We start from the raw sequence: 20,856 nt of genomic DNA, 5'->3' as shown, positions 1-20,856 counted from the left end.
AACAAAATTCCATTTTCAAAATGTCATATGGGAAAATAAGTTTGGAGGTAAAGTACATTGAAAAAATATCACATGAGAAGACAAGATAGACAAATAAATGATGAAAATGAATTAAATGAAATATTATCACAAGGGAAATATATAGTAATATCAATGTGTCGAGATAATGAGCCTTATATAGTAAGTTTAAGTTATGGTTATGATAAAAGTCAAAATGTTTTATTTTTGCATACAGGGCTTAGAGGTTTAAAGATAGACTTTATTTCTTATAATCCTAATGTTTGTGCTACAATAATAGATGATGGAGGTTACATAATGGGCGAATGTGGGCATGAATATCGCTCAATTGTTATCAATGGTAAAATTTCTTTTGTTGAAAATATTGAAGAAAAGAAGTATGGGATGGAAGTTATTTTAAATCATTTGGAAAATGTACCTTCTATCATTAAAGAAAAGACTTTAAAAAATGATAATGTGTATGATAATATTGCAATATTAAGAATGGATATAATAAGTACAACTGGAAAAAAGGGACGATAACTTTATGCAGTTAAACAATATGGAATGTGTACAGGTTGATGCAGAATTTGAAAGCTTTTTGCACAAATAATTAATGAAGTATGAGACAAGTACTATCCCTTGACATTAAAATTGGGATAGTAGAGTTTTATAGGTAAGTAAAGGAAGAGGTTAAATATGGGAAAAACAACAAGAAGGTATGACATTGATTGGCTGAGGACAATAGGAGTATTAATGGTTATTCCATTTCATTCACTGCTAATATTTAATATGCAGCCATGGTCAATTGTATATATAAAAGACACAATTAATGTACGGAGCTTTAATATATTAGATAGTATTATTGATAGATTTCATATGCCACTGCTTTTTGTGATTGCGGGTATGTCAGTCTATTTTTCAATACAATCGCGTACATCAAAACAATTTATAAATGAGCGTGTGAAAAAGCTTCTTATTCCAGCTATATTTGGATGCATCATGTTAAATCCTATAATGACATATATATACTTAATATCGAAAAATGAGAATAGTACCTTCATTAATCATTTTATTGATTTTTTTACGAAAAATCCAGGAGATTTTGTAGGGTTAAATGGAGGATTTACTCCTGCGCACTTATGGTTTATAATCTTTCTTTTTGCATTTTCCTTAGTTGGAATGCCTCTTTTTATAAAGCTTAGTGACAAAAGTTCTAATAGTTTTATATCAAATCTTGCAAGTTTCTTTGAAAAGCCATTAATGCTTATTTTGGCAGTAGTACCTTTTGCAATTGCTTCAATTGTTGACATTCTTGGTGATAAGAATCCTTTAGCTTACTTTGTAATATTTTTTATCGGTTTTTTGCTTGCAACTGATGAAAGGTATCAAAAAGCTATCAACAGGGATAAATGGATATATCTTTTGCTTAGTATTATTCTTATTTATATAAGACTTACAATTGGAAATAGATTTGAACTATGGTCTGGAATGTGGATTATTTATGGGTTAATGGATAGAGCTACTAAACTTGTGCCTGTATTTGCACTGCTTGGTTTAGGTAATAGTTATATGAATAAGAATGCACAGGTTTTAGAATATCTTTCTAAGGCTTCATTCCCCATATATGTAATTCATATGTTGATAAATACTATAGTTGGTTTCTTTGTTATCAAGCTTACTATAAGTGCCGAACTTAAATATGTGATAATTGTGACTATAACCTTTGTATTATGTTTCCTTCTATACGAGATTATAAAGCGTATCAAATTTTTACGTTTTATATTTGCTATAAAACCAGTAGCGAAGAACGCTAATGGTATTAATAAAAATAATTGTTTAGATATTTAGTCTTAAATTTTTAGTTAAAAGTAATTATTTTAACTAAAATATACGGATATTATGGTATAGTTTTATATAGATTAAATAACAAATGTAATTTATTATGCAATAACGAACTTTGCTAAAACTATATAGGAGGTAACATAATGATATTATCAGGAAAACAGATTAAAGAAAAAATAGGAAAGGATATTATAATAGAACCTTTTAATGAAAAGCAATTAAATCCTAATAGTTATAACTTAAAACTACATAACGAATTGCTTGTATATGAAGAACGTACTTTGGATATGAAAAAGGAAAATAAGTTCAGAAATATTATCATACCAACTGAAGGTATAATTTTACAGCCAAATAAATTATATCTTGGAAGGACTAAAGAATACACAAAAACAGACAACTATGTTCCAATGCTTGAAGGAAGGTCTTCAATAGGAAGGCTTGGTTTGTTCATACATGTAACAGCAGGCTTTGGTGATGTTGGTTTTAGTGGATTTTGGACATTAGAAATTCATTGTATTCAGCCTATAAAAATATATGCAGATGTTGAAATTTGCCAAATATACTATCACTCTATAGAAGGAGATTATGATAGATACGCTAGTGGTAAATATCAAAATAATAAAGGAATTCAACCAAGTTTATTGTATAAGGATTTTCAGAAAAACTTATAGTTCTATGTTACATTTTTTTTATTTAAAATAACAACTGAAAAAATGAACAATTTATCAAAGCACCTCATTGTTGGTTTGAATTTTGGGGTGTTTTTGTGTTATGTGAAAATGTTATGTATATATTGTAAAACTATAATGCACACATGATTTATTTAAGAATGATGATATAATATATAATAAATAATTAAAATGGCTTAACATAGGAGGAAATAGATGATGGCGAACATATCTGGAAATGAACTTATGGATTCTTTCGATAAAGTACTTCCGTATTTACCTATACTTTTTGATAATGATATATCTCTTAGTATTATAGATACAAAGAAGTATTTAAAGATACAAAATTGTGAAGCTCTTCCTTTAAAAGCAGACATTGGTGATCCAGTTCCTACAGGTGGAGCTGCCTTTGAGGCGCTGAAAACAGGAAACGTAATTATAAAAGATGTGCCTAAGGAACTATATGGTATGGAATTCAAGTTGTAGTGGGAGCAAATGAGAATATATTACAAGAAGTAAAAGATGCTGCCGAAAACGTTAGCGGCACTGATAATATTTTAAAGTTTGTTCAAAATATATCAAGTCAAACCAATTTACTGGGGTTAAATGCAGCTATCGAGGCGGCAAGAGCCGGGGATTCAGGGAGAGGTTTCAGCGTAGTTGCTGAAGAAATAAGGAAGTTATCTAGTAATAGTAATGATTCAATTAAAAAGATAGATGAAGTATTAAAGAAAATTGAAAAGTCTGTAATAAATATATCTAATAAGGTGAATGAATCGAATACAGTTTTTAATGCTCAGGCTTCAGCAATTGAAGAAATCACTGCCTCTATTGATAAACTAAGTTCTACTGCACAGATTTTAGAGGAATTATCACAGAAATTATAATACTATATATAGTTTAAAACAATAAACTATACTTCGAGTAGTAATTAACTTATTTTGATAAAAGAGTAAGAGTTTGTTTATAATTTCAGACTCTTTTATATTTTTTGAAAATTATTATAATATTTATGAAATATGCTATAGTTAATAGAAAGATAAATAGTAAATTTGCAGTCGAGGTGGATGATAATGAAATTAAGAAATAAGTATACTTGTCCTTTAGAATTAACTCATGATATTATTCGTGGAAAATGGAAACCGATTATATTATGGCAACTTGGGAAAGGAGCTTCTTCTTTAGTATATTTGCAAGAAAGCATAGAAGGAATTGGACAAAAAATGTTACTTCAACATTTGAGGGAATTGCAGGATTTTGACATGATTCAAAAGAAGCAATTTAATGGATATCCATTGAAAGTAGAGTATTCGTTAACTGAAAGAGGAAAACAAATGTTAGATGTTGTAATTACTATGCAGAAAATTGGAATTGAGCTTATGAAAGAGGATGGCAAAGAAGATTTCTTGAAAGAAAAAGGATTACTTTGAACCTATGCATACAAAAAAGTGTGTAATATACAACCAGATATATTCCTGCTAAAATAAAAGAAAATATAAGCAGGAGGTATTTTTAATAATGAGAAATCCAGAACAAACAATTGGTAATTTAATTGATAAAAGCAATCTGACAATTATTAGTTATATAGATAATGATGGATTCCCTATCAGTAAGGCAATGTTATCTCCACGGCAGCGTGAAGGAATTAAAACATTTTGGTTTTCAACAAACACATCATCAAATAAAGTGAAATATTTTCGAGAAAATCCTAAAGCAAGTATATACTTTGTTAATAAACGCTTTTTCAGAGGGGTAAGCCTTGTTGGAATGGTAGAAATTCTTGAAACACCAGAAGCAAAGGAAAAATTATGGCAGGATGGTGATACTATGTACTATAAACAAGGTATAACTGACCCTGATTATTGTGTGTTGAAATTTACGGCAAAGAAAGGACGCTATTATAGCAATTTCAAGTCTGAAGATTTTGATATCTGAACAAATTATAATTTTGAAGATGTAATGACTTAAATAAGATTTTTTCTTTTTAAAACTTTATAGAATGTGTAGGATATAAGTAGTGAAATAAAGTATGAAATGTATGTTGCAACTATGTTCCAATGATTATAATAAACTACTCTACCAATCAATACTCCACATCCCTCAAATAATGCTATTATTAAACTTGTTATAGGCAAGACAATGTAGGCACTAACATCATACTTTCTCATAAGTTCAATACTAATACATGGATAAATGCAAAACAATCCTATATTAAATGGTACTCCTGAAAGGTTAACAAGTCTAAACGGGTATAGGTTCCAAAAATAGTAGAACCCTAAATCGTTAACTATAAATGATAGAACACTAGCAAAGGGAGCAAGGTAATATATAATCTTACGTTCACGAACAATAATTAAGACAATTACCCAGGGAATAATAAAACCTAATATAATATTTAAAATCATAAAAACACACCTCTATAAGTAGTACTTAGATCAATAATTTATAGTATGTTAATTTTGTAATTATTTATTTTTAAAAAATTGTCTATAAGAAATTAATTATATTTTGATATTTTATTTAGTGTAGATAACAAATATATTATGTACACATTGTAAAACTATAATACATATGTGGTGCTTGGAAATTATTATGATATTGGTGAAATTTAATATAATGAAAGAAGTAAGAAAATGGGGACGTTCAGTTGGATTAAATGTTTGGAAAGACGGGTACTTTACAAGAAAAAAGTTAATGATCGGCAACAATGAAGATAACTTTTGCATAGGACAAGTTTCAGATGATAATGCTTGTTGCATGATATTGGAATGGAATGATACTCTGTTTCAATATTTTTGGGGTGAGTAAATGCATAATAGGCCACATCATTAATAGTTAAATGATGTGGCATGTTCTTAAATGTATTTTGGCTGTATCTGATACTAATAAATTCTATGACCGCCGTGACCGCCGTGACCGCCAAAGCCATGATGGAAGCCATGACCAAAACCAGGATAGCCATAAATAGGGTATTGATAAATAGGGTATTGATAAATAGGATATTGGTAAATTGGATATTGATAAATTGGATATTGGTAAATAGGGTATACAAAATTAAAACCAGGATATCCAAAATTGTGACCAAAACCATGATGGAAACCATGGTGCATACCGCCATGATGCATCATACCACCGTGATGCATACCACCATGTTGTCTAAAATCATTTAGATAAGGGAATTCTTGATACATTTCAGTTAAAAATTCATCCATTCTAACTCTCCACACAAAATATTTTCTTTATATTATATGCAGTTAATTAAGAAGTGGTGATTAATATATTTAGAATAAGCTCCACGGAATAATTTAGTGTAAAAGGTAATTACGTTAAAAGTTTTTTTGCACATGTAATATGCTTTCAGAATAAAATAAAATGAGTATGTATAAAAGGGAGTATATATAATGTTATCCAATATGGAATTTGTTAGACAATCTCTAGAATTGAATTTATTCTTTATGAGAATTGCAAAGGAGCATGCTATTTTTCTTGAAGCAGGATTAACATCTAGAGATTATAGATTAGCTTGCCAGGCAGATATGTTAAAAAATGAATTTACTCAATTGCTTATGGAGACTATTAGACTTTCTGAAGGAATTATCAGTCCTGAAACAGCAAACTCTGGAGAATTAGTAACAAATTTAACTCTAAGTTCAGAAAGGCAAACTGAATTTTATTCGGGAATTAAAATTGATAGTAATATTACTAAAATGGAACTAAACTTGGTGCAGTATAGATATGACAGCGACCAACTTGTTAGAACTGTAACTATGTTAAATCATAGAGCAATGGCTGCAGCAAAAAGAATAGCTGTATTTAAGTCGAGATTATTAAATGATGTTCTAACTTGCAAAACATTTACTACAAACTATCCATTACTTATAGATCATGTATTAAGAGAAGCTAAGTTTTACTTAAGAATGTTAACTAAGCTACAAAATCGTGAGGAATTAGATTTAGTTAGAGAGGCTGTTTATCAAGAAGGTTTTTGGAATAGAATTATGGCAGAACATGCAAAATTTATACGTGGCTTATTAGATCCAACAGAAGTTAAGTTATTTGATACAGCTAATGATTATGGTACGAAATTTGATAAGTTAACTCAAGAAGCTCGAGATTTAACACAGAATATAGGGTTGTTGCCTGAGGTGAGTGAAAGAACATTAGATACTACTGTTGGAATTAGAGATTTTAAAAAACAGGGAACAGAAGGTTTGATAAATTGTACTATTAGATCCATAGCGTATCCTTTACTTGGCGATCATGTAGTCAGGGAGGCAAATCATTATATCAGGCTATTAAAAGGTTACAAGAATATAAACAGAGATTAAATTTAGTGATAAGTAGAATGAATAGAATAAATCTACTTAATTGAACATCCCATTATTAATTTGAATTTTGGGATGTTTTTGTGTTATGTTTTGAAAATATTATTTATATATTGCAAAACTATAATACATACATGATGTTTGTGAATCATTATAATGTTTGTGAAATATGTTATAATTAACTAAAATAATTAATTGACTCTAAAGATGTTAAAAAAATAGTAGTTTGAAGGTGTGTATTTTATGAAGGTTGCAATTATTCAGGCAAGTTCGCAGAAAGCTAAGAATAATTTATTATATAACTCTGTAATGAGAACTGTAAAAGATAAGAAATATGAAGTTATCAATTTTGGAATTTTTCCAGATGAAGAAATTGAATATTCTTATATTGAAACGGCAATGCTTATAAGTATTTTATTGGAAAGTAAGGCAGTGGATTTTGTGATAACTGGGTGTTCTTCTGGACAAGGAATGATGCTGGCATGTAATAGTTTACCAGGTGTCTTATGTGGATATGTTGAAAATCCACCGGATGCATATTTGTTTGGAAGAATTAATAATGGTAATGCAGTTTCATTTCCTCTTGGATTAAATTTTGGATGGGCTGGTGAAATTAATTTGCAATGTACATTAGATAAGTTATTTGATGAACCTTTTGGAATTGGGTATCCAAAGCAAGATGCAATAAGAAAACAAAGAGATACTAAGTTGTTAAAGACTATAAATAGTATTACAAAAAGAGAACTTGTAGAGGTGATTCCTAAAATAGATTTAGATTTTATGAGGAAGGTTGTCAAACGAGATTTTGTGTATGATTATGTTATGAAATATGGACAAAATAAGGAATTAAAAGAGCTACTGCAATCATATCAATAAAATTTTATATATGGATATGAAAGATAAATGAAGGAGATAAAAATGAATACTAACTATTTTGTAAAAACTCATGGATTAGGGAATGAATATATTGTTTTAAATGAAGAAAAGATAAATTTTAGTTTGACACAAAAGGCAATTAAAAGAATTTGTAATGTTAATTTTGGAATAGGTTCAGATGGAATTTTGTTAAAAGTACAATCAAATAAAGCAGATTTTGGGTTAAAAATCTTTAATCCAGATGGCTCTGAAGCGGAGAAAAGTTGAAGGTTAACAATAGAGAATATGAAATAAACTGTGTTTCTATGGGAAATCCTCACTGCGTTATTTTAAAGCAAGAATTAAGTATTGATGAAATAAAAGAATATGGAAGATTTATAGAAAATCACAGCATGTTCCCTAATAGAACTAATGTTCAATTTGCAAAAGTTTTATCAAGAAGTTAGGCAGAAATATTAATATGGGAAAGGGGTGCTGGTTTTACATTAGCATCAGGTAGTTCCTCTTGTGCAGTAGCAAGTGTTTTAAGAAGAATGAATTTAGTTGATGAAAAAGTTAAAATTAAAATGCTTGGCGGAGAATTATTAATACGAATAGATGCTGCATGGAATATTGAGATGACTGGGGAAGTTAGGCAGATAGCTGAAGGAACCTTAAGTAATGAACTTATAGAAGATTTAGATAAATAAAGTATAATAGGGATGCTTTTAGTTTGTTTTTCAAACCTATATAATAATATGGAATTTTATGGTATAATTTTTATAAGAGTTAAGACATAACTATAATTTATTATAGAAGGTGTTATATTGAATAATATAAAATATGTCTTGAGAATACTAAAAAATATTAGTATAGTTGGTATTTGTATAATGCTTTTAATATGTATGTATAAATTTCAATATATAGATGATATTTATAGTAGAGATTCTCACTTTAGAAAGTACGTAAATGATAACCAACAAATTTATTTTTTGGGAACAGCTCATGAAATTTCATTAGATTCAAAACCCTATTCATATTTAAATTTAAAATCTGTTATTGAAAATTTAAAACCTGATGTTCTTTTAATCGAAAGTAGACCTGAGCAACTGAATAATGGTAATTTTGCAGATGGTCCTCCTGAAATGCTCTATTGCCATTTAGTAGCAAATAAACTTGGTATTCCAGTAAAGGGGGTTGATTGGTGGATTCCGGACGATAAAAATAAACCTAGTTCAACTAATCCTGTAAGGGACAACTATATAAATGAAAATATATTAAAAAGTGTTATTGGGTATAAAAAAGTGTTAATTCTAATGGGAATGGAACATGTAACACGTGAACAACCTAAATTACAAGCAGCAGGTTATAAAAAGGTGTTTTTTTCTGAAATTGAAAAAATTAAGCTCCTTAAAGTTCATGATAATAAGTTAACATATCCAAAAGGAATGAATTATTATATACAAAAAAGGATTGATTACGAAAAAAGTTGTATTGGTACTTTATACAAAAACGATACTTGGAAAAATCAGGCTGAAGCTGTGATTGAAAATTTAAATAGAATTGATAAGGCTATTGAACAAACAGGAGAGTCATGATAACTAGAGATATTGTCTGTGCAATATTTGGGATAGTAGTGTTTGAGTTATAACTTTCTTATTAAGCAAGTTAGGAATGAAAAATGAATAATAGTTAAGGATACCGCATCATTCAGAATTGAATTTTGTGGTGTTTTTTGTGTTATATATCAAAAATATTATGTATATATTATAAAGCTACAATACATACATGATGTTTAAAAATTATAATGATATTTATTAAGTATGTTATAATTAACTAGAACATAAATAGTAAAAAGTATCATTAATTGTAATTAACTGAGAAACAGAATTTATATATGATTTGCAAAGGAGAGAAATAATTGAAAAGGATAGAATTTAATATTGCAGAAGAAAAAAATTTACAAGAAATATTTAGTATATTTTCTGCTGCAATTGAAGAAATGAATAAACATAATATCCAGCAATGGGATGAATTATATCCAGATAAATATATCCTTGAAAATGATATTAAAGAGAAACAGCTTTATATTGGAACGATTGATAGTGAAATTGTTTGTGTGTATGTTATAAATAGTCATTGTGATGAACAATACATTAATGGAAATTGGAAATATCCCAATGCAACCTATAATGTAATTCATAGAATGTGTGTAAATCCTAAATTTCAAAATCAAGGCATAGGAGCATTAACGTTAAATCATATTGAAAGAAGCTTGAAAAGTGCAGGAGTAGAAACAATACGACTGGATGCTTTTTCACTAAATCCATTTGCTTTAAAAATGTACTATAAACAAGGGTACATTAAAGTAGGAGAGACAAATTGGAGAAAAGGTAAATTTTATCTTATGGAAAAGAAGTTATAGACAAGTATTTGTCTATTTGGAAATATAAAAAAACATTTTAATATTATTGTATGTAAAGGAGCTGTTATGATAAGAATAAATGAAAATCAAATTGAATCCACAGCTAGATTATTAGTAAATTGCTTCATTAATGATCCCTTGAGTATTATAGAGACTAAAGGGATAGAAAATAAAGAAATATTTTTGGAAAAGCTATCTATGAATCAATTACGTATTTGGGAAAAAACAATAGATGTATTTAGCTTAGATGATAAGTTTAATTCTGTAATAGTTGGTTATGAAAAAAAGAATTATAAGAGTTTTAGAATATTCCTACTAACTTTAATGTCAAATCCTAGAATGCTTCGCGATTTGGGAACAAAGGATGTTAAGATATATTCATCCAACATAAAAAATGTTTTAAAGGTTATTAATTTAAAATGGCAAAAAGAATTTATCAAAGGTAACTATTATTACATTAAAATAATTGCTGTTGCAAATGAAAATCGTGGTAAAGGTGTTTTCAGAAAATTGGTTACACCAACACTAAGTTATTGTAAAGAACATAATATACCTATAATTTTAGAATCAACTAACCAAGATAATATACCAATTTACGAACATTTTGGTTTCAAGCTCGTCAAAACTATAGCAATAGATGGTATAGACTTGAGTCAATATTGTTTTATAAAATATCCTGATTAAATATTTATAATCATGCTTTCTATAAGGTAATGAAAATATGTAGATATTGTGGTATATTTTCAATAACCATATTATTTGTTAGAGAGTGAAGCTTATTTTTAGATTTAACGAAAAAACTGAACAATTTATAGAACAACTAAATGGAGATGAAAAATAAATGAATATTAATATTTTACTATTTAATAATTTTGAGACTCTAGATATATTTGGACCAGTAGAAATACTAGGACAAATAGAAGACTATCAAATACATTATTATTCAGAAGGTGGAGGTATTATTACTAATGCACAAAAGCTTAAAATTGTAACTGAGCCTATTAATTCAGCAGATGAAAGTGGCATATTAGTTATTCCAGGAGGAATGGGTACAAGAGAATTAGTTAATAATACATGTTTTTTAGATAAATTGAAATTAATTGCAGAGAAATCTACATATTGTTTATCTATCTGTACTGGTTCAGCAGCATTAGCGAAGTGTGGAGTTTTAAAGAATAAAAAAGCTACATCTAATAAACAAGCCTTAGAATGGGTAAAATCAGTAAGTGATCAAGTAAATTGGATAGAAAAAGCACGTTGGGTTGCTGATGGAAAGTATTATACCTCATCGGGTATTTCAGCTGGAATTGATATGACATTGGGCTTCATTTCAGATAGATTTGGTAAAGATAAAGCTATAAAAATTGCTAATGATATTGAATATATATGGAATGATGATTGCACAAATGATATATTTGCAAGATAAATTTTAAGAAGTATCATTAATTGTAATTAACTGAGGAGTAAAAATTATACATATAATCAATTGTTGAAGGAATGAACATAATTATGAAAGTATTGGTTAGTTCTTGTGTTATAAGATGAAGATTTTTCTAGCTAGTATAATAGTCATTTTTATAAATTTATATGGATTTATATCTCAATCCTCGAGCAAATATATTACTATAGTATCAAATATATTTTTGATTCTTATGTTTTTAAATTTAGGAATAAGAGAAATTAGGCATAAAAATAAGACTGGCTATTATTTTTTACTAATTGTAGTAACTATGTTGATTCTACTTTATAGATATAACAGGTAATACGGATTTTTCGTATTTATTGACTTTTGAATAGAGGGGTATTATGGATTATATAATTCGGAAAATGAAAGCATTTGAATATCCATTTCTCAAAGATTTTTTGTATGAGGCTATTTTTCAAAGAGATGAAACAAATTTATTACCCAAAACCATAATAAATGAACCTGCCTTGAAAGTTTACATTGAAGATTTCGGAAAAAAGAAAGATGATTATTGTTTATGTGCAGAGGTGGATAAAAAGATAGTAGGTGCTGTTTGGATAAGAAATATTGTTGGATATGGGAATATTGATGATGAAACACCGGAATTTTCAATTTCGCTTTTTAAAGAATTTCGTGGATATGGAATAGGAACTGATTTGATGAAAGAGATGATAAAATATTTGAGAAACAATGGTTATAAAAAGGCATCTCTGGCAGTACAAAAAGATAACTATGCATTGAAAATGTATATATCTGTTGGATTCCAGGTTATAAATGAAAATATAGAAGAATATATTATGGTTAATTATTTAAGCTAGATATATACATGTTATTTTACAATTGAATAATGAAGTGTTTAAAAATAATAACATGTATAAATAAAGTTGATGAACATAATTCACACCAAATTCTTATGTAATGTAACAACTGAAAAAATGAACGATATACCAGAACACTGCATTATTCAAATTTGAATTTTGTGGTGTTTTTACGTCGCAATACAAAGATTGTATATACTGTAAAACTATAATGCACACATGATGTTTGGAAATCATTACAATATTTATGAAATATGTTATAGTTAATTGAAAGATAAATAGTAAATTTAGTGAGGCGATATAATGGGCGAATTATCAAAGTTATTCAACATAGGTAAAGAAGTTGAAAGGCAGTTGAATCAAGTTGGTATAACCACATATGAGGAATTGAAATGTTTGGGAGCTGAAAAGGCATGGATTAGAATACAAGAAATTGATGAATCTGCTTGCATACATAGATTATTAGCATTAGAAGGTGCACTGCAGGGAGTTAAGAAGACATTACTGACAGATAAACGTAAGGCAGAACTAAAAGAATTTTATAATTTACATAAGAAGTAATTGGAGGGAAGGTTATGTTTGAATCACGATGTGGAGTATGTTGTAATAAGTGTGAAAGAAGAGAAAAAGTGAATTGCAAAGGGTGCATCAATATGGAAAAACCATTCTGGGGTGGAGAATGTGGTGTGAAAAAATGTTGTGAAGACAAAGCTTTAAATCACTGTGGAGAATGCTCAGAATTTCCATGTGAGATGCTTTCTACTATGGGAGTTGCAGAAGGTTTTGATCCAGAGCCAAAAATTCAACAATGTAGAAAATGGGCTAATGAATAAAACAAATTTCAATTTAGGGTTGAGTGTTATAAATAGCAATTTGAAAGGAATAAGATAATGGATTTTATAGAAATTATGAAACAAAATAAAGGGTATTTTTCAAAACATACAGATGAGCAATCAAAATTACAACAAAAGGCGAAAGAATTATGTTGGAAATATAATCAGACTGGACCATCTGAAGAAGAAAAGAGAAGCAGTATTTTAAAGGAATTACTTGGAACTTGTAATCCACTAACATTTATTGAACCATCATTTCATTGTGATTATGGCTTCAATATACATACTCATGGATTTACTTTGATTAACCATAATTGTGTGATATTAGATACATCGCCAGTAAATATTGGTGCAAATGCATTTATAGCTCCCGGAGTTTGTTTAGCATGCGCTGGACATGCTATAGTTCCAACACAAAGAGCAGAAGGAATTGGAACTTCGAAGCCTATTACAATAGAAGATGATGTATGGATTGGTGCAAATGCTGTTGTATGTGGTGGAGTTACTATTGGAAAAGGCAGCATTATTGGAGCAGGAAGCGTGGTAAATAAGGATATACCAGCAGGGGTAATTGCAGTAGGTAATCCTTGCAAAGTATTAAGAGAGATTACAGAAGAAGATATAATTAACTTGTCAGATCAGTAACCCTGAAACTTAAGAAAAAGATTTATATAATTTAAACAAAAAACAGAATTTGTAGGAGGTAAGGTCATGAGAATTGAACATGTTGCAATGTATGTAAATGACTTGGAAAACACAAAAGATTTCTTTATTTCTTACTTGAATGCAAAGTCAAATGATGGATACCATAATAACAATACTGGCTTTAAATCTTATTTTTTAACATTTGAGGATGGCGCACGTTTGGAAATTATGAATAAACCCAATATGGAAGATATAGATAAAACTTTGACACGCACTGGCCTTATTCATATTGCTTTTAGTGTTGGAAGTAAAGAAAAAGTTGATAAACTCACAGAAAAACTTAAAAAAGATGGATATAAAGTGATTAGTGGACCAAGAACTACTGGTGATGGATATTACGAAAGCTGTATAATTGGTATAGAGGGAAACCAAATTGAGATAACAGTGTAAATTTAAGGTTAAATAGTAAGTTTAGGAAGAAAAGATCATGTTGGAATACAGATATGATACACAATTACTAATTTTAATATAACAAGGGGGAAAATAATGATTCAATCAGTTGTACATATTGCTTTAGTAGTAGAAGATTATGATGAAGCAATCGAGTTTTACACAAAGAAACTTCATTTTACATTAATAGAAGATACCTATCAACCTGAGCAAGAAAAAAGATGGGTGGTAGTATCTCCACCAGGTTCAAATGGAACAACAATATTACTTGCAAGAGCATCTAAGCCGGAGCAAAAGCCTTTCATAGGAAATCAAGCAGGGGGAAGAGTATTTCTTTTCTTAGGAACTGATGATTTTTGGCGTGATTATAATGAAATGAGAAAAATAGGAATAGAATTTGTTAGAGAACCTAAAGAACAGGATTATGGAACGGTTGCAGTATTTAAAGATTTATATGGAAACCTATGGGATTTGGTTCAATTCAATGAAAACCATCCAATGTTCAAAAGAATAAAATAAATTTGAAGAGAGGATAAGATATGGCTTCTAGTCAAGAATATTTAGATTTTATTATTGGGCAATTAGACACATTAGATAATGTTTCTTTCAGAAAAATGATGGGAGAATATATTTTATATTTTCGAGGAAAGATTTTTGGAGGAATATATGATGACCGTTTTTTGGTTAAGATAACCAAAGCAAGCAGGCGGTTGATGTTAGAGGCAATCGAGGAATTGCCTTATGATGGTGCCAAACCAATGCTTTTGGTTGAGAATGTTGACAACAAGGAACTGCTATATCAACTGATTACAGAGATGTATGAAGAACTTCCTATGCCAAAAGCAAAAAAGAAAAAGTAATTTTGAAATTTCAATTTGAATTTGTAGAGGTGAAAACTATGATTAGGATTGCTACAATAGAGGATATTTTGGAAATAGAAAAAATATATAACGAGATTTTGGATTATGAAGAACAAACAGTGTCTTATACAAATTGGAAAAAAGGGCTTTATCCAACAGTTGATTATGCTAAAAATGCTATTCGTAATAATACAATGTTTGTTGGAGAAAATGAAAATGGAATATTTGGCTGTGTAGTGCTTAATAGTATTCAACCCAAAGAATATGGCAACATTTCGTGGGTTACAAAGGCCAAACCAAGTGAAGTTATGGTCATTCACACTTTGTGTATTCGACCTTCTGAAAGTGGTAAAGGTAAAGCAAGAATAATGATGGAATTTAGTGAGAAATATGCCAAGGACCAAGGATATAAAGTTATTCGCCTTGATACTTATGAAGGCAATATTCCAGCTGGAACTCTATATCCCAAGATTGGATACCTTTATGTAGGTACGACAAAATTCCATTTTCAAAATGTCATATGGGAAAATTTAAAATGTTTTGAAAAACCATTATAGTATCAAATCCCAAATAATGTGGTGTTAAAAAGTAAAACTATATCATGTAAACATGATATAGTTATTTTTTGAAATATGTTGAAAAAGAAGGAAAATTTAAATAGATTACCGAATAAATACTTTAAATGTAAATATAAGTTGGAGGCGTATAAAACATGGAAAAAATACTTGAATCATTTTTAGAAATTATGCCAGTGTTAAAAGATGTGATGCAGGAGGATTTGGTAGTAATTGTAGCAGATACAACTAGTATTCTATATTATCGTGCTGGTGATACCATTGATATGAGGCTTAAAATTGGACAAAAGTTAACTCCTGATCAACCAATATATAAAACAATTCAAAGTGGTAAAATATACAATGAGATAGTTCCAAAGGAAGTACATGGTGTACCATTCAAAGCTGTTACATATCCAATTAAAGATTCACAAGGAAAGGTTATTGGCGGCGTTGGTATAGGAAAAAGTTTAACTAAACAATTAAAAGTAGAAGAAGTATCTGAAAATATATTTAGTTCATTACAACAAACAAATGCAAGTGTGGAAGAAGTTGCTGCTAATTCACAAAACCTCTCATTATCAATGAATAATATTATAAATTCTACTAAATCAACAGAACAAAACATAAAAGAGACAGATGGAATCTTAAATCTTATTGCAAGCATTTCTTCTCAATCTAATCTATTAGCTTTAAATGCAGCTATCGAAGCAGCAAGGGCTGGGGAAGCAGGAAGAGGCTTTTCAGTTGTTGCAGATGAAATGCGAAAACTCTCACAAATGAGTGGTCAATCAGCAAGTAAAATATCACAAATACTTCTTGAAATGAGAAAGTCCATAGATGAAGTTGTTAAAGAAATTAATAACACAGGGGCGATTGCAGAATCACAAGCTTCAGCCACTGAACAAATATCTGCTGCATTACAAGAGATTACTTCAAACTCTGAAACACTGGCAAATGTGTCCAAAATTGTATAATATTTATAATTTTAATACATAATTCATAAAAACACTGTGCTATTTGAAAATTTGAGTTTTACAGTGTTTTTTCGTCGTATTCCTAATATTATGTCTATAATATTATACTAACACCAATAATAAAAAATGAAATAGCCAGATCACTGCAGTATTCAAGGTTAAATTACAGAGTATTATAATTCGAAGGAGATTAGTTAGTTATGAAATATAAATGCCCATGTTGTGGTTACTATACATTTGCTGAAAAGCCTAATGGAAATTATGATATATGCGAAGTATGCTTTTGGGAGGATGATCCAATTCAGCTGAAGGATTCAACATATGAGGGTGGAGCTAATCATGTTAGTTTAATCCAAGCACAAAAGAATTTTTTAAAGTTTGGAGCATGTGAACAAGAAATGGTTGTTCACGTAAGAAAACCTAAGCCAGAGGAGTTAATAGGAATTGATTGGTAATATTATAAGGGCAATATTAAATTTCAATATTACTTAAGGTTAAACAGGATAAATAGTAATTTCAGGAGGCATTTTTATGATAGAAAGAGAAGAAGTTTTTACTTATGTAAAGGAAAAGTTTTGTACAGAACCAGAATATCCTTGGTTTAAATATCCAGATCATGTGGTGTTTAGACATGAGGATGGCGGCAAATGGTATGGACTAATCATGTATGTACCAAGAATTAAATTGGGTTTAACCGGAAAAGGGAGTGTTGAGATATTAAACTTAAAATGTGATCCAATGTTAAAAAGCATACTAAGAGGTCAACAAGGAATTTTGCCTGCATACCATATGAATAAGGAACACTGGATTACAATTGTTTTGAATAGTTCTTTTCCTAAAGAAGAAATCTACAATTTAATTAATTTGAGTTATGATTTGACAAAATAGAAATTGAGCAAATTGGAACATTATAGAGTTTCAGAGAGTACTCAAAAAATAAATTGGGGGTATAAATGGAAATTGAGATTACTGATGAAATTAAAGAGCAAGATGAGGAGATTATTTTTCAAGGTTTATTAAAATATAATTTAGAGAGAATTGAAGATAAAAACCCAAAGGATTTAGGGGTTTATTTACAAGATGAAACAGGAAAGAAAGTTGCTGGACTAATTGGAAATACACATGGCAATTGGTTGTTTGTAAAATTTCTATGGGTAAGTGAAGAATTAAGAAGACGTAATATAGGAAGTGATATTTTAAATCAGGCAGAAAAAACAGCGAAAGAGCGTGGTTGTAAGTATTCATTTTTAGATACCTTTAGTTTTCAAGCACCTGAATTTTATAAAAAGCATGGATACAAGGAAGTGTTTGCATTAGAAAACTATCCTGTTACAGGAAAACGCTATTATTTTACTAAAACTCTTTAAAAATAAAGATAAATTTCAATATGGTAATGGTATTGACAATGTATCTTGGGAAAATTTCATTATGGAACTTATAAATTATTAGAAAAAGCACAACTATTCTTGTTGGGATGGAGTGCTTTTACACTTATCACCTGCATTTATAATAATGAGTCCTATTTCATATATTCTTATGGAGTAGGGGAGGACAGAGGTACAATTTAAAATTTATGAGGATTATAAAAAAATACTTTCTGGAGATAAGAATGTGTTGTTTAGAATGAAAGAATTGTGGCTTTAAAAGAATTAGAAAATCAGAAAGATTGTATGATTACGATGAAGTGGTGATCTAATTATTTTTTAATCCTTAAATTGAACATAAAGGATAAATGCAACAGCAATCATATCAGCAAGGTTAAGTAATCTATAAGTAGTACGGCTTATTCTAAAATAATATACGATATTGGTAAGTACTAGGAATAAACCTAAGAGAAGGGCTGTATTATTTAAATTTTTGCGTTTGTTTTTATGCATAATCAAAGCCTCCAAATTAAATGTCCCTGAGGAAATTTTAGATTTTCCCAAGGGACATAAATTTTTTCTATACTATATTTAAATAAGCTAAGCTTCTTTTATTTGTAGCCATATTCTTCAGTTTGAAAATGAAGGGTAATTTTTACAATTTGGCTTTTCTCATCATAATATTTCATAAATGTAATGGTACTATGGTCATCAACCTTCAAATCATCTACAAAATCATTTTTTTTCTCTTTTGCCAAAGCCATACATTGATTCATTTTCTTTTCAACTTCTTCATATTGTATATTATTAGAGAACTTTTTTAATATGTTTTTTGTCATATCATCTAATTTAACATTTTGTTCAGATACACTTTCATTTATCTCATTACGTGAATCTATTACTCTACATTTTTTTTCATCATTAAAATATAGTGAGAAACTATATTCATTTAAATTATCTTTATAATTTTTTCTATAAAAATTATACTCTAGTTTAGCTTTTTTTCCTTGTTTAGTAAAGTTTTTCTGGTCATCTCCTGTTTGCTTATATTTATCTCCTAGCATTTTCTTTATATCTTCACCTTTAGTAATAAAATCTTTAGTTGATTTTTCTTTATAAGCATAATCAGGATCATTAGGAAATGTATCTTTTAACATTGCATCTACATCAATACCATTTATTTTACCTGGTAGCTTACTATTTTCGGATGTACTATCTTTACTTTTATCCTCTTGTGTCTGTTTACTTTGTTCTTGATTGGCTACTTTTACTTGTTTTTTACAACCAGCAAATGTTGCTAGTACAAAAACAGTCATAATTATTGAAAGAAATTTTTTCATTAGTATCATTCTCCTTATTTATTCAGCCCAAGTTCCAAACTTTGAACCAAAAGATTTTAAATTGGACATAGGTTTTTTATTAAATACATCTGATATTTTTTTAGCTGGTATGCTATTAAAATCAGTTTTCTTTAATTTATCTGCTATATCATAAATATGTTCAATTGAAACTGCAAAATTCAATTCTCCTTCTGCCTCTATTCCAGAAGTAGTTAACCCTACAACTTCACCTTTGGAATTAAATAAAGGTCCACCAGAATTACCATGAGTTATTGGAATTGAGATTTGTATTTGCTTTGCTTTTCCATCATTCCAAAAGTTTGATATTATTCCTGTAGATACAGTATTAAACAATCCCTTAGGACTACCTATTGCAGTAGCTTTTTCGCCTTTTTTAAGTTTTGATACATCTCCCAATTGAACGGGTTGTCCTATCTTTTGCTTTAACTTAATAATAGCTATATCTACTGTTTTATTAGCTGCAACAATGCCTTCTGCTTCATAAATTTTTGCATCATTTGTTCTAATTAATGCATTGCAACCGCCATTTATTACATGATAATTTGTTGCAATTATACCAGGAGCTATAAAAAATCCACTACCTATAGCATATTTGTTATCACCATTTGGTACTAATAAAGCAACTGTTTTTGGATCGTTTTCTTGTATTATTTCCTCAAGTGTTTTTTCAGTATTGGATCCAGTATTACCATAGATTTTGCTTGAATCTTTAGGAGTAAAATCAGTTACTGTATCCTTTGCCTTAGTCTTATCATTATATCCATTTTGCTTTTCTTCAATTTTCTGCTGCTGCTTTTTTATATTGTCTTTTGCATCAATGTAAAAACTCTTTACCTTATAAGTATCTTTATATGGTATAAGTTCCATTGCATATAAGAATTTAAGATCTTTGCTTTGAGTAGTATTTGGTAAGGTTAGATTAATATTCATATTGACTTTAGCAAGCAGTGAAGTTATCTTTCCATCTTGAGTATTAACTTTTGCTATATCAAAATCATAATCTTTTACGTTACCTTTATACTTACCAACCATATATTCAAATGATATTATATCTGCGGGCATAGCATCTTTTACATATAATTCGTCTAATGTACTTGTAGGTGCATTATTAAAGCCCCACTCATAATATTTTTTAAAATAATTATCCAGAAAATCTTTTACCTTTTTCTTTTCTGTATCATAATTAGAGCTTTTGCTTTGATCATCTATTTTAGATGACATTAAGGCAATTTTATTATCTGCTGAAGAACTAGATGCGTTTGGACTATTATTACTTATCTTGCCTGAACATCCTGATAAAATTGATATTATCAATAAACATATCAAAATATTTATTGCTTTTTTTTTAAACATAGTAATCTCCTTTTTCTATTATTTTAAATTGTACCTAGAAACTGTTATGTTTATATATTGT

Annotated in this window: 34 protein-coding genes and 1 pseudogene; 30 read left to right on the top strand and 5 right to left on the bottom strand. The window is 29.0% G+C overall.

The features are described from left to right. Window positions 1–57 precede the first annotated feature (57 nt). From Ccar_RS10770 to Ccar_RS10740, 7 genes are all read left to right on the top strand, one after another. Window positions 58–540, top strand: a complete 483-nt coding sequence (locus Ccar_RS10770) for a pyridoxamine 5'-phosphate oxidase family protein (RefSeq protein ID WP_007059332.1) — start codon at window positions 58–60, stop codon at window positions 538–540. Between the two features lie 156 nt (window positions 541–696). Further along, complete coding sequence (locus tag Ccar_RS10765; RefSeq protein ID WP_007059333.1) at window positions 697–1,848, top strand: acyltransferase family protein; 1,152 nt, start codon at window positions 697–699, stop codon at window positions 1,846–1,848. A gap of 137 nt (window positions 1,849–1,985) precedes the next feature. Continuing rightward, window positions 1,986–2,513: a dCTP deaminase gene (gene dcd / locus Ccar_RS10760; RefSeq protein ID WP_007059334.1), complete on the top strand. Its 528-nt coding sequence runs from the start codon at window positions 1,986–1,988 to the stop codon at window positions 2,511–2,513. A gap of 213 nt (window positions 2,514–2,726) precedes the next feature. Then, the gene (locus tag Ccar_RS27685) at window positions 2,727–2,996 is read left to right on the top strand and encodes a hypothetical protein (RefSeq protein ID WP_007059335.1); all 270 of its coding nucleotides are present in this window, start codon (window positions 2,727–2,729) and stop codon (window positions 2,994–2,996) included. Beyond that, window positions 2,996–3,397, top strand: a complete 402-nt coding sequence (locus tag Ccar_RS27680; RefSeq protein WP_007059336.1) for a methyl-accepting chemotaxis protein — start codon at window positions 2,996–2,998, stop codon at window positions 3,395–3,397. Before Ccar_RS27685 ends, Ccar_RS27680 begins: the two co-directional genes overlap by 1 nt. 186 nt (window positions 3,398–3,583) lie before the next feature. Then, window positions 3,584–3,940, top strand: coding sequence for a winged helix-turn-helix transcriptional regulator (locus Ccar_RS10745; protein WP_007059337.1), 357 nt, complete (start codon window positions 3,584–3,586; stop codon window positions 3,938–3,940). A gap of 88 nt (window positions 3,941–4,028) precedes the next feature. Next, a complete protein-coding gene (locus Ccar_RS10740) occupies window positions 4,029–4,445 on the top strand; it encodes a pyridoxamine 5'-phosphate oxidase family protein (protein ID WP_007059338.1) in 417 nt (138 codons plus the stop codon). A gap of 29 nt (window positions 4,446–4,474) precedes the next feature. Here Ccar_RS10740 and Ccar_RS10735 read toward each other — a convergent pair whose 3' ends face one another. After that, window positions 4,475–4,915, bottom strand: coding sequence for a hypothetical protein (locus tag Ccar_RS10735; RefSeq protein ID WP_007059339.1), 441 nt, complete (start codon window positions 4,913–4,915; stop codon window positions 4,475–4,477). 211 nt (window positions 4,916–5,126) lie between these two features. Here Ccar_RS10735 and Ccar_RS10730 point away from each other — a divergent pair, with 211 nt between their 5' ends. Beyond that, window positions 5,127–5,318 carry a hypothetical protein gene (locus tag Ccar_RS10730; RefSeq protein WP_007064754.1) on the top strand — a complete coding sequence of 64 codons (192 nt, stop codon included), beginning with the start codon at window positions 5,127–5,129 and terminating at the stop codon, window positions 5,316–5,318. A 74-nt stretch (window positions 5,319–5,392) separates the two neighbouring features. Here the strand turns inward: Ccar_RS10730 and Ccar_RS10725 are convergent, their stop codons facing one another. Then, complete coding sequence (locus tag Ccar_RS10725) at window positions 5,393–5,722, bottom strand: hypothetical protein (protein ID WP_007059341.1); 330 nt, start codon at window positions 5,720–5,722, stop codon at window positions 5,393–5,395. Window positions 5,723–5,911: 189 nt separating this feature from the next. Between Ccar_RS10725 and Ccar_RS10720 the strand changes: the two genes are divergently transcribed. From Ccar_RS10720 to Ccar_RS27755, 22 genes and pseudogenes are all read left to right on the top strand, one after another. Continuing rightward, window positions 5,912–6,838 (top strand): DUF2935 domain-containing protein, encoded by a 927-nt coding sequence (locus tag Ccar_RS10720; protein ID WP_007059342.1) that lies wholly within the window; start codon window positions 5,912–5,914, stop codon window positions 6,836–6,838. Window positions 6,839–7,078: 240 nt separating this feature from the next. Further along, window positions 7,079–7,711, top strand: coding sequence for an RpiB/LacA/LacB family sugar-phosphate isomerase (locus Ccar_RS10715; protein ID WP_007059343.1), 633 nt, complete (start codon window positions 7,079–7,081; stop codon window positions 7,709–7,711). Between the two features lie 42 nt (window positions 7,712–7,753). Beyond that, window positions 7,754–7,978, top strand: a complete 225-nt coding sequence (locus tag Ccar_RS27400; RefSeq protein WP_007059344.1) for a hypothetical protein — start codon at window positions 7,754–7,756, stop codon at window positions 7,976–7,978. Continuing rightward, the gene (locus tag Ccar_RS27395) at window positions 7,975–8,157 is read left to right on the top strand and encodes a diaminopimelate epimerase (protein ID WP_007059345.1); all 183 of its coding nucleotides are present in this window, start codon (window positions 7,975–7,977) and stop codon (window positions 8,155–8,157) included. The genes Ccar_RS27400 and Ccar_RS27395 overlap by 4 nt, the downstream gene beginning before the upstream one ends. 6 nt (window positions 8,158–8,163) lie before the next feature. Further along, window positions 8,164–8,400 (top strand): hypothetical protein, encoded by a 237-nt coding sequence (locus tag Ccar_RS27390; protein ID WP_332870124.1) that lies wholly within the window; start codon window positions 8,164–8,166, stop codon window positions 8,398–8,400. 117 nt (window positions 8,401–8,517) lie between these two features. Next, entirely contained in the window at window positions 8,518–9,288 is a 771-nt protein-coding gene (locus Ccar_RS10695) for a hypothetical protein (protein ID WP_007059347.1), read from the top strand. Window positions 9,289–9,611: 323 nt separating this feature from the next. Continuing rightward, window positions 9,612–10,115 (top strand): GNAT family N-acetyltransferase, encoded by a 504-nt coding sequence (locus tag Ccar_RS10690; RefSeq protein WP_007059348.1) that lies wholly within the window; start codon window positions 9,612–9,614, stop codon window positions 10,113–10,115. Window positions 10,116–10,181: 66 nt separating this feature from the next. Next, window positions 10,182–10,799, top strand: coding sequence for a GNAT family N-acetyltransferase (locus Ccar_RS10685; RefSeq protein ID WP_007059349.1), 618 nt, complete (start codon window positions 10,182–10,184; stop codon window positions 10,797–10,799). 157 nt (window positions 10,800–10,956) lie between these two features. Continuing rightward, window positions 10,957–11,541, top strand: a complete 585-nt coding sequence (locus tag Ccar_RS10680) for a DJ-1/PfpI family protein (RefSeq protein WP_007059350.1) — start codon at window positions 10,957–10,959, stop codon at window positions 11,539–11,541. Between the two features lie 380 nt (window positions 11,542–11,921). Continuing rightward, window positions 11,922–12,398 (top strand): GNAT family N-acetyltransferase, encoded by a 477-nt coding sequence (locus tag Ccar_RS10675; RefSeq protein ID WP_007059351.1) that lies wholly within the window; start codon window positions 11,922–11,924, stop codon window positions 12,396–12,398. Between the two features lie 303 nt (window positions 12,399–12,701). Continuing rightward, window positions 12,702–12,959, top strand: coding sequence for a TfoX/Sxy family protein (locus tag Ccar_RS10670; protein ID WP_007059352.1), 258 nt, complete (start codon window positions 12,702–12,704; stop codon window positions 12,957–12,959). Window positions 12,960–12,973: 14 nt separating this feature from the next. Continuing rightward, window positions 12,974–13,231: a DUF3795 domain-containing protein gene (locus tag Ccar_RS10665; protein ID WP_007059353.1), complete on the top strand. Its 258-nt coding sequence runs from the start codon at window positions 12,974–12,976 to the stop codon at window positions 13,229–13,231. A 57-nt stretch (window positions 13,232–13,288) separates the two neighbouring features. Beyond that, a complete protein-coding gene (locus Ccar_RS10660) occupies window positions 13,289–13,876 on the top strand; it encodes a sugar O-acetyltransferase (RefSeq protein ID WP_007059354.1) in 588 nt (195 codons plus the stop codon). A gap of 66 nt (window positions 13,877–13,942) precedes the next feature. After that, window positions 13,943–14,326 carry a VOC family protein gene (locus Ccar_RS10655; RefSeq protein ID WP_007059355.1) on the top strand — a complete coding sequence of 128 codons (384 nt, stop codon included), beginning with the start codon at window positions 13,943–13,945 and terminating at the stop codon, window positions 14,324–14,326. A 96-nt stretch (window positions 14,327–14,422) separates the two neighbouring features. Beyond that, window positions 14,423–14,845, top strand: a complete 423-nt coding sequence (locus Ccar_RS10650) for a VOC family protein (protein ID WP_007059356.1) — start codon at window positions 14,423–14,425, stop codon at window positions 14,843–14,845. A gap of 20 nt (window positions 14,846–14,865) precedes the next feature. Next, window positions 14,866–15,186, top strand: coding sequence for a TfoX/Sxy family protein (locus Ccar_RS10645; protein WP_007059357.1), 321 nt, complete (start codon window positions 14,866–14,868; stop codon window positions 15,184–15,186). A 38-nt stretch (window positions 15,187–15,224) separates the two neighbouring features. Further along, the gene (locus Ccar_RS10640; RefSeq protein WP_007059358.1) at window positions 15,225–15,743 is read left to right on the top strand and encodes a GNAT family N-acetyltransferase; all 519 of its coding nucleotides are present in this window, start codon (window positions 15,225–15,227) and stop codon (window positions 15,741–15,743) included. Between the two features lie 155 nt (window positions 15,744–15,898). After that, window positions 15,899–16,717 (top strand): methyl-accepting chemotaxis protein, encoded by an 819-nt coding sequence (locus tag Ccar_RS27565; RefSeq protein WP_007059359.1) that lies wholly within the window; start codon window positions 15,899–15,901, stop codon window positions 16,715–16,717. A gap of 200 nt (window positions 16,718–16,917) precedes the next feature. Next, the gene (locus Ccar_RS10630) at window positions 16,918–17,172 is read left to right on the top strand and encodes a CPCC family cysteine-rich protein (protein WP_007059360.1); all 255 of its coding nucleotides are present in this window, start codon (window positions 16,918–16,920) and stop codon (window positions 17,170–17,172) included. Window positions 17,173–17,248: 76 nt separating this feature from the next. Next, on the top strand, window positions 17,249–17,605 hold the full coding sequence (locus Ccar_RS10625) for an MmcQ/YjbR family DNA-binding protein (protein ID WP_007059361.1): 357 nt from the start codon (window positions 17,249–17,251) through the stop codon (window positions 17,603–17,605). 65 nt (window positions 17,606–17,670) lie between these two features. Continuing rightward, window positions 17,671–18,084 carry a GNAT family N-acetyltransferase gene (locus Ccar_RS10620; RefSeq protein ID WP_007059362.1) on the top strand — a complete coding sequence of 138 codons (414 nt, stop codon included), beginning with the start codon at window positions 17,671–17,673 and terminating at the stop codon, window positions 18,082–18,084. A 199-nt stretch (window positions 18,085–18,283) separates the two neighbouring features. Then, window positions 18,284–18,413, top strand: a pseudogene (locus Ccar_RS27755) (diguanylate cyclase); the annotation flags it as partial. A gap of 7 nt (window positions 18,414–18,420) precedes the next feature. Here Ccar_RS27755 and Ccar_RS26715 read toward each other — a convergent pair. From Ccar_RS26715 to Ccar_RS10610, 3 genes are all read right to left on the bottom strand, one after another. Further along, the gene (locus Ccar_RS26715) at window positions 18,421–18,594 is read right to left on the bottom strand and encodes a hypothetical protein (protein WP_007059363.1); all 174 of its coding nucleotides are present in this window, start codon (window positions 18,592–18,594) and stop codon (window positions 18,421–18,423) included. Window positions 18,595–18,692: 98 nt separating this feature from the next. Beyond that, window positions 18,693–19,421, bottom strand: a complete 729-nt coding sequence (locus Ccar_RS10615; protein ID WP_007059364.1) for a hypothetical protein — start codon at window positions 19,419–19,421, stop codon at window positions 18,693–18,695. Between the two features lie 18 nt (window positions 19,422–19,439). Beyond that, entirely contained in the window at window positions 19,440–20,795 is a 1,356-nt protein-coding gene (locus Ccar_RS10610) for a S1C family serine protease (protein WP_007064751.1), read from the bottom strand. Between the last annotated feature and the right edge of the window lie 61 nt (window positions 20,796–20,856).

Source organism: Clostridium carboxidivorans P7 (assembly GCF_001038625.1).
Taxonomy (GTDB): Bacteria; Bacillota; Clostridia; order Clostridiales; family Clostridiaceae; genus Clostridium_AM; species Clostridium_AM carboxidivorans.
This window is presented reverse-complemented; position numbering and strand designations above follow the sequence as displayed.

Excerpts from the sequence above, each read along its gene's own strand:
- Ccar_RS27400 (WP_007059344.1), top strand. The coding sequence starts at position 7,754 with ATGAATACTAACTATTTTGTAAAAACTCATGGATTAGGGAATGAATAT.
- Ccar_RS10650 (WP_007059356.1), top strand. The coding sequence starts at position 14,423 with ATGATTCAATCAGTTGTACATATTGCTTTAGTAGTAGAAGATTATGAT.
- dcd (WP_007059334.1), top strand. The coding sequence starts at position 1,986 with ATGATATTATCAGGAAAACAGATTAAAGAAAAAATAGGAAAGGATATT.
- Ccar_RS10640 (WP_007059358.1), top strand. The coding sequence starts at position 15,225 with ATGATTAGGATTGCTACAATAGAGGATATTTTGGAAATAGAAAAAATA.
- Ccar_RS10740 (WP_007059338.1), top strand. The coding sequence starts at position 4,029 with ATGAGAAATCCAGAACAAACAATTGGTAATTTAATTGATAAAAGCAAT.
- Ccar_RS10610 (WP_007064751.1), bottom strand. The coding sequence starts at position 20,795 with ATGTTTAAAAAAAAAGCAATAAATATTTTGATATGTTTATTGATAATA.
- Ccar_RS10715 (WP_007059343.1), top strand. The coding sequence starts at position 7,079 with ATGAAGGTTGCAATTATTCAGGCAAGTTCGCAGAAAGCTAAGAATAAT.
- Ccar_RS10625 (WP_007059361.1), top strand. The coding sequence starts at position 17,249 with ATGATAGAAAGAGAAGAAGTTTTTACTTATGTAAAGGAAAAGTTTTGT.
- Ccar_RS10735 (WP_007059339.1), bottom strand. The coding sequence starts at position 4,915 with ATGATTTTAAATATTATATTAGGTTTTATTATTCCCTGGGTAATTGTC.
- Ccar_RS10745 (WP_007059337.1), top strand. The coding sequence starts at position 3,584 with ATGAAATTAAGAAATAAGTATACTTGTCCTTTAGAATTAACTCATGAT.
- Ccar_RS10645 (WP_007059357.1), top strand. The coding sequence starts at position 14,866 with ATGGCTTCTAGTCAAGAATATTTAGATTTTATTATTGGGCAATTAGAC.
- Ccar_RS26715 (WP_007059363.1), bottom strand. The coding sequence starts at position 18,594 with ATGCATAAAAACAAACGCAAAAATTTAAATAATACAGCCCTTCTCTTA.
- Ccar_RS10630 (WP_007059360.1), top strand. The coding sequence starts at position 16,918 with ATGAAATATAAATGCCCATGTTGTGGTTACTATACATTTGCTGAAAAG.
- Ccar_RS10685 (WP_007059349.1), top strand. The coding sequence starts at position 10,182 with ATGATAAGAATAAATGAAAATCAAATTGAATCCACAGCTAGATTATTA.
- Ccar_RS10730 (WP_007064754.1), top strand. The coding sequence starts at position 5,127 with ATGAAAGAAGTAAGAAAATGGGGACGTTCAGTTGGATTAAATGTTTGG.
- Ccar_RS10655 (WP_007059355.1), top strand. The coding sequence starts at position 13,943 with ATGAGAATTGAACATGTTGCAATGTATGTAAATGACTTGGAAAACACA.
- Ccar_RS27685 (WP_007059335.1), top strand. The coding sequence starts at position 2,727 with ATGATGGCGAACATATCTGGAAATGAACTTATGGATTCTTTCGATAAA.
- Ccar_RS10660 (WP_007059354.1), top strand. The coding sequence starts at position 13,289 with ATGGATTTTATAGAAATTATGAAACAAAATAAAGGGTATTTTTCAAAA.
- Ccar_RS10620 (WP_007059362.1), top strand. The coding sequence starts at position 17,671 with ATGGAAATTGAGATTACTGATGAAATTAAAGAGCAAGATGAGGAGATT.
- Ccar_RS27565 (WP_007059359.1), top strand. The coding sequence starts at position 15,899 with ATGGAAAAAATACTTGAATCATTTTTAGAAATTATGCCAGTGTTAAAA.
- Ccar_RS10720 (WP_007059342.1), top strand. The coding sequence starts at position 5,912 with ATGTTATCCAATATGGAATTTGTTAGACAATCTCTAGAATTGAATTTA.
- Ccar_RS10615 (WP_007059364.1), bottom strand. The coding sequence starts at position 19,421 with ATGAAAAAATTTCTTTCAATAATTATGACTGTTTTTGTACTAGCAACA.
- Ccar_RS10675 (WP_007059351.1), top strand. The coding sequence starts at position 11,922 with ATGGATTATATAATTCGGAAAATGAAAGCATTTGAATATCCATTTCTC.
- Ccar_RS10765 (WP_007059333.1), top strand. The coding sequence starts at position 697 with ATGGGAAAAACAACAAGAAGGTATGACATTGATTGGCTGAGGACAATA.
- Ccar_RS10670 (WP_007059352.1), top strand. The coding sequence starts at position 12,702 with ATGGGCGAATTATCAAAGTTATTCAACATAGGTAAAGAAGTTGAAAGG.
- Ccar_RS10680 (WP_007059350.1), top strand. The coding sequence starts at position 10,957 with ATGAATATTAATATTTTACTATTTAATAATTTTGAGACTCTAGATATA.
- Ccar_RS10665 (WP_007059353.1), top strand. The coding sequence starts at position 12,974 with ATGTTTGAATCACGATGTGGAGTATGTTGTAATAAGTGTGAAAGAAGA.
- Ccar_RS10725 (WP_007059341.1), bottom strand. The coding sequence starts at position 5,722 with ATGGATGAATTTTTAACTGAAATGTATCAAGAATTCCCTTATCTAAAT.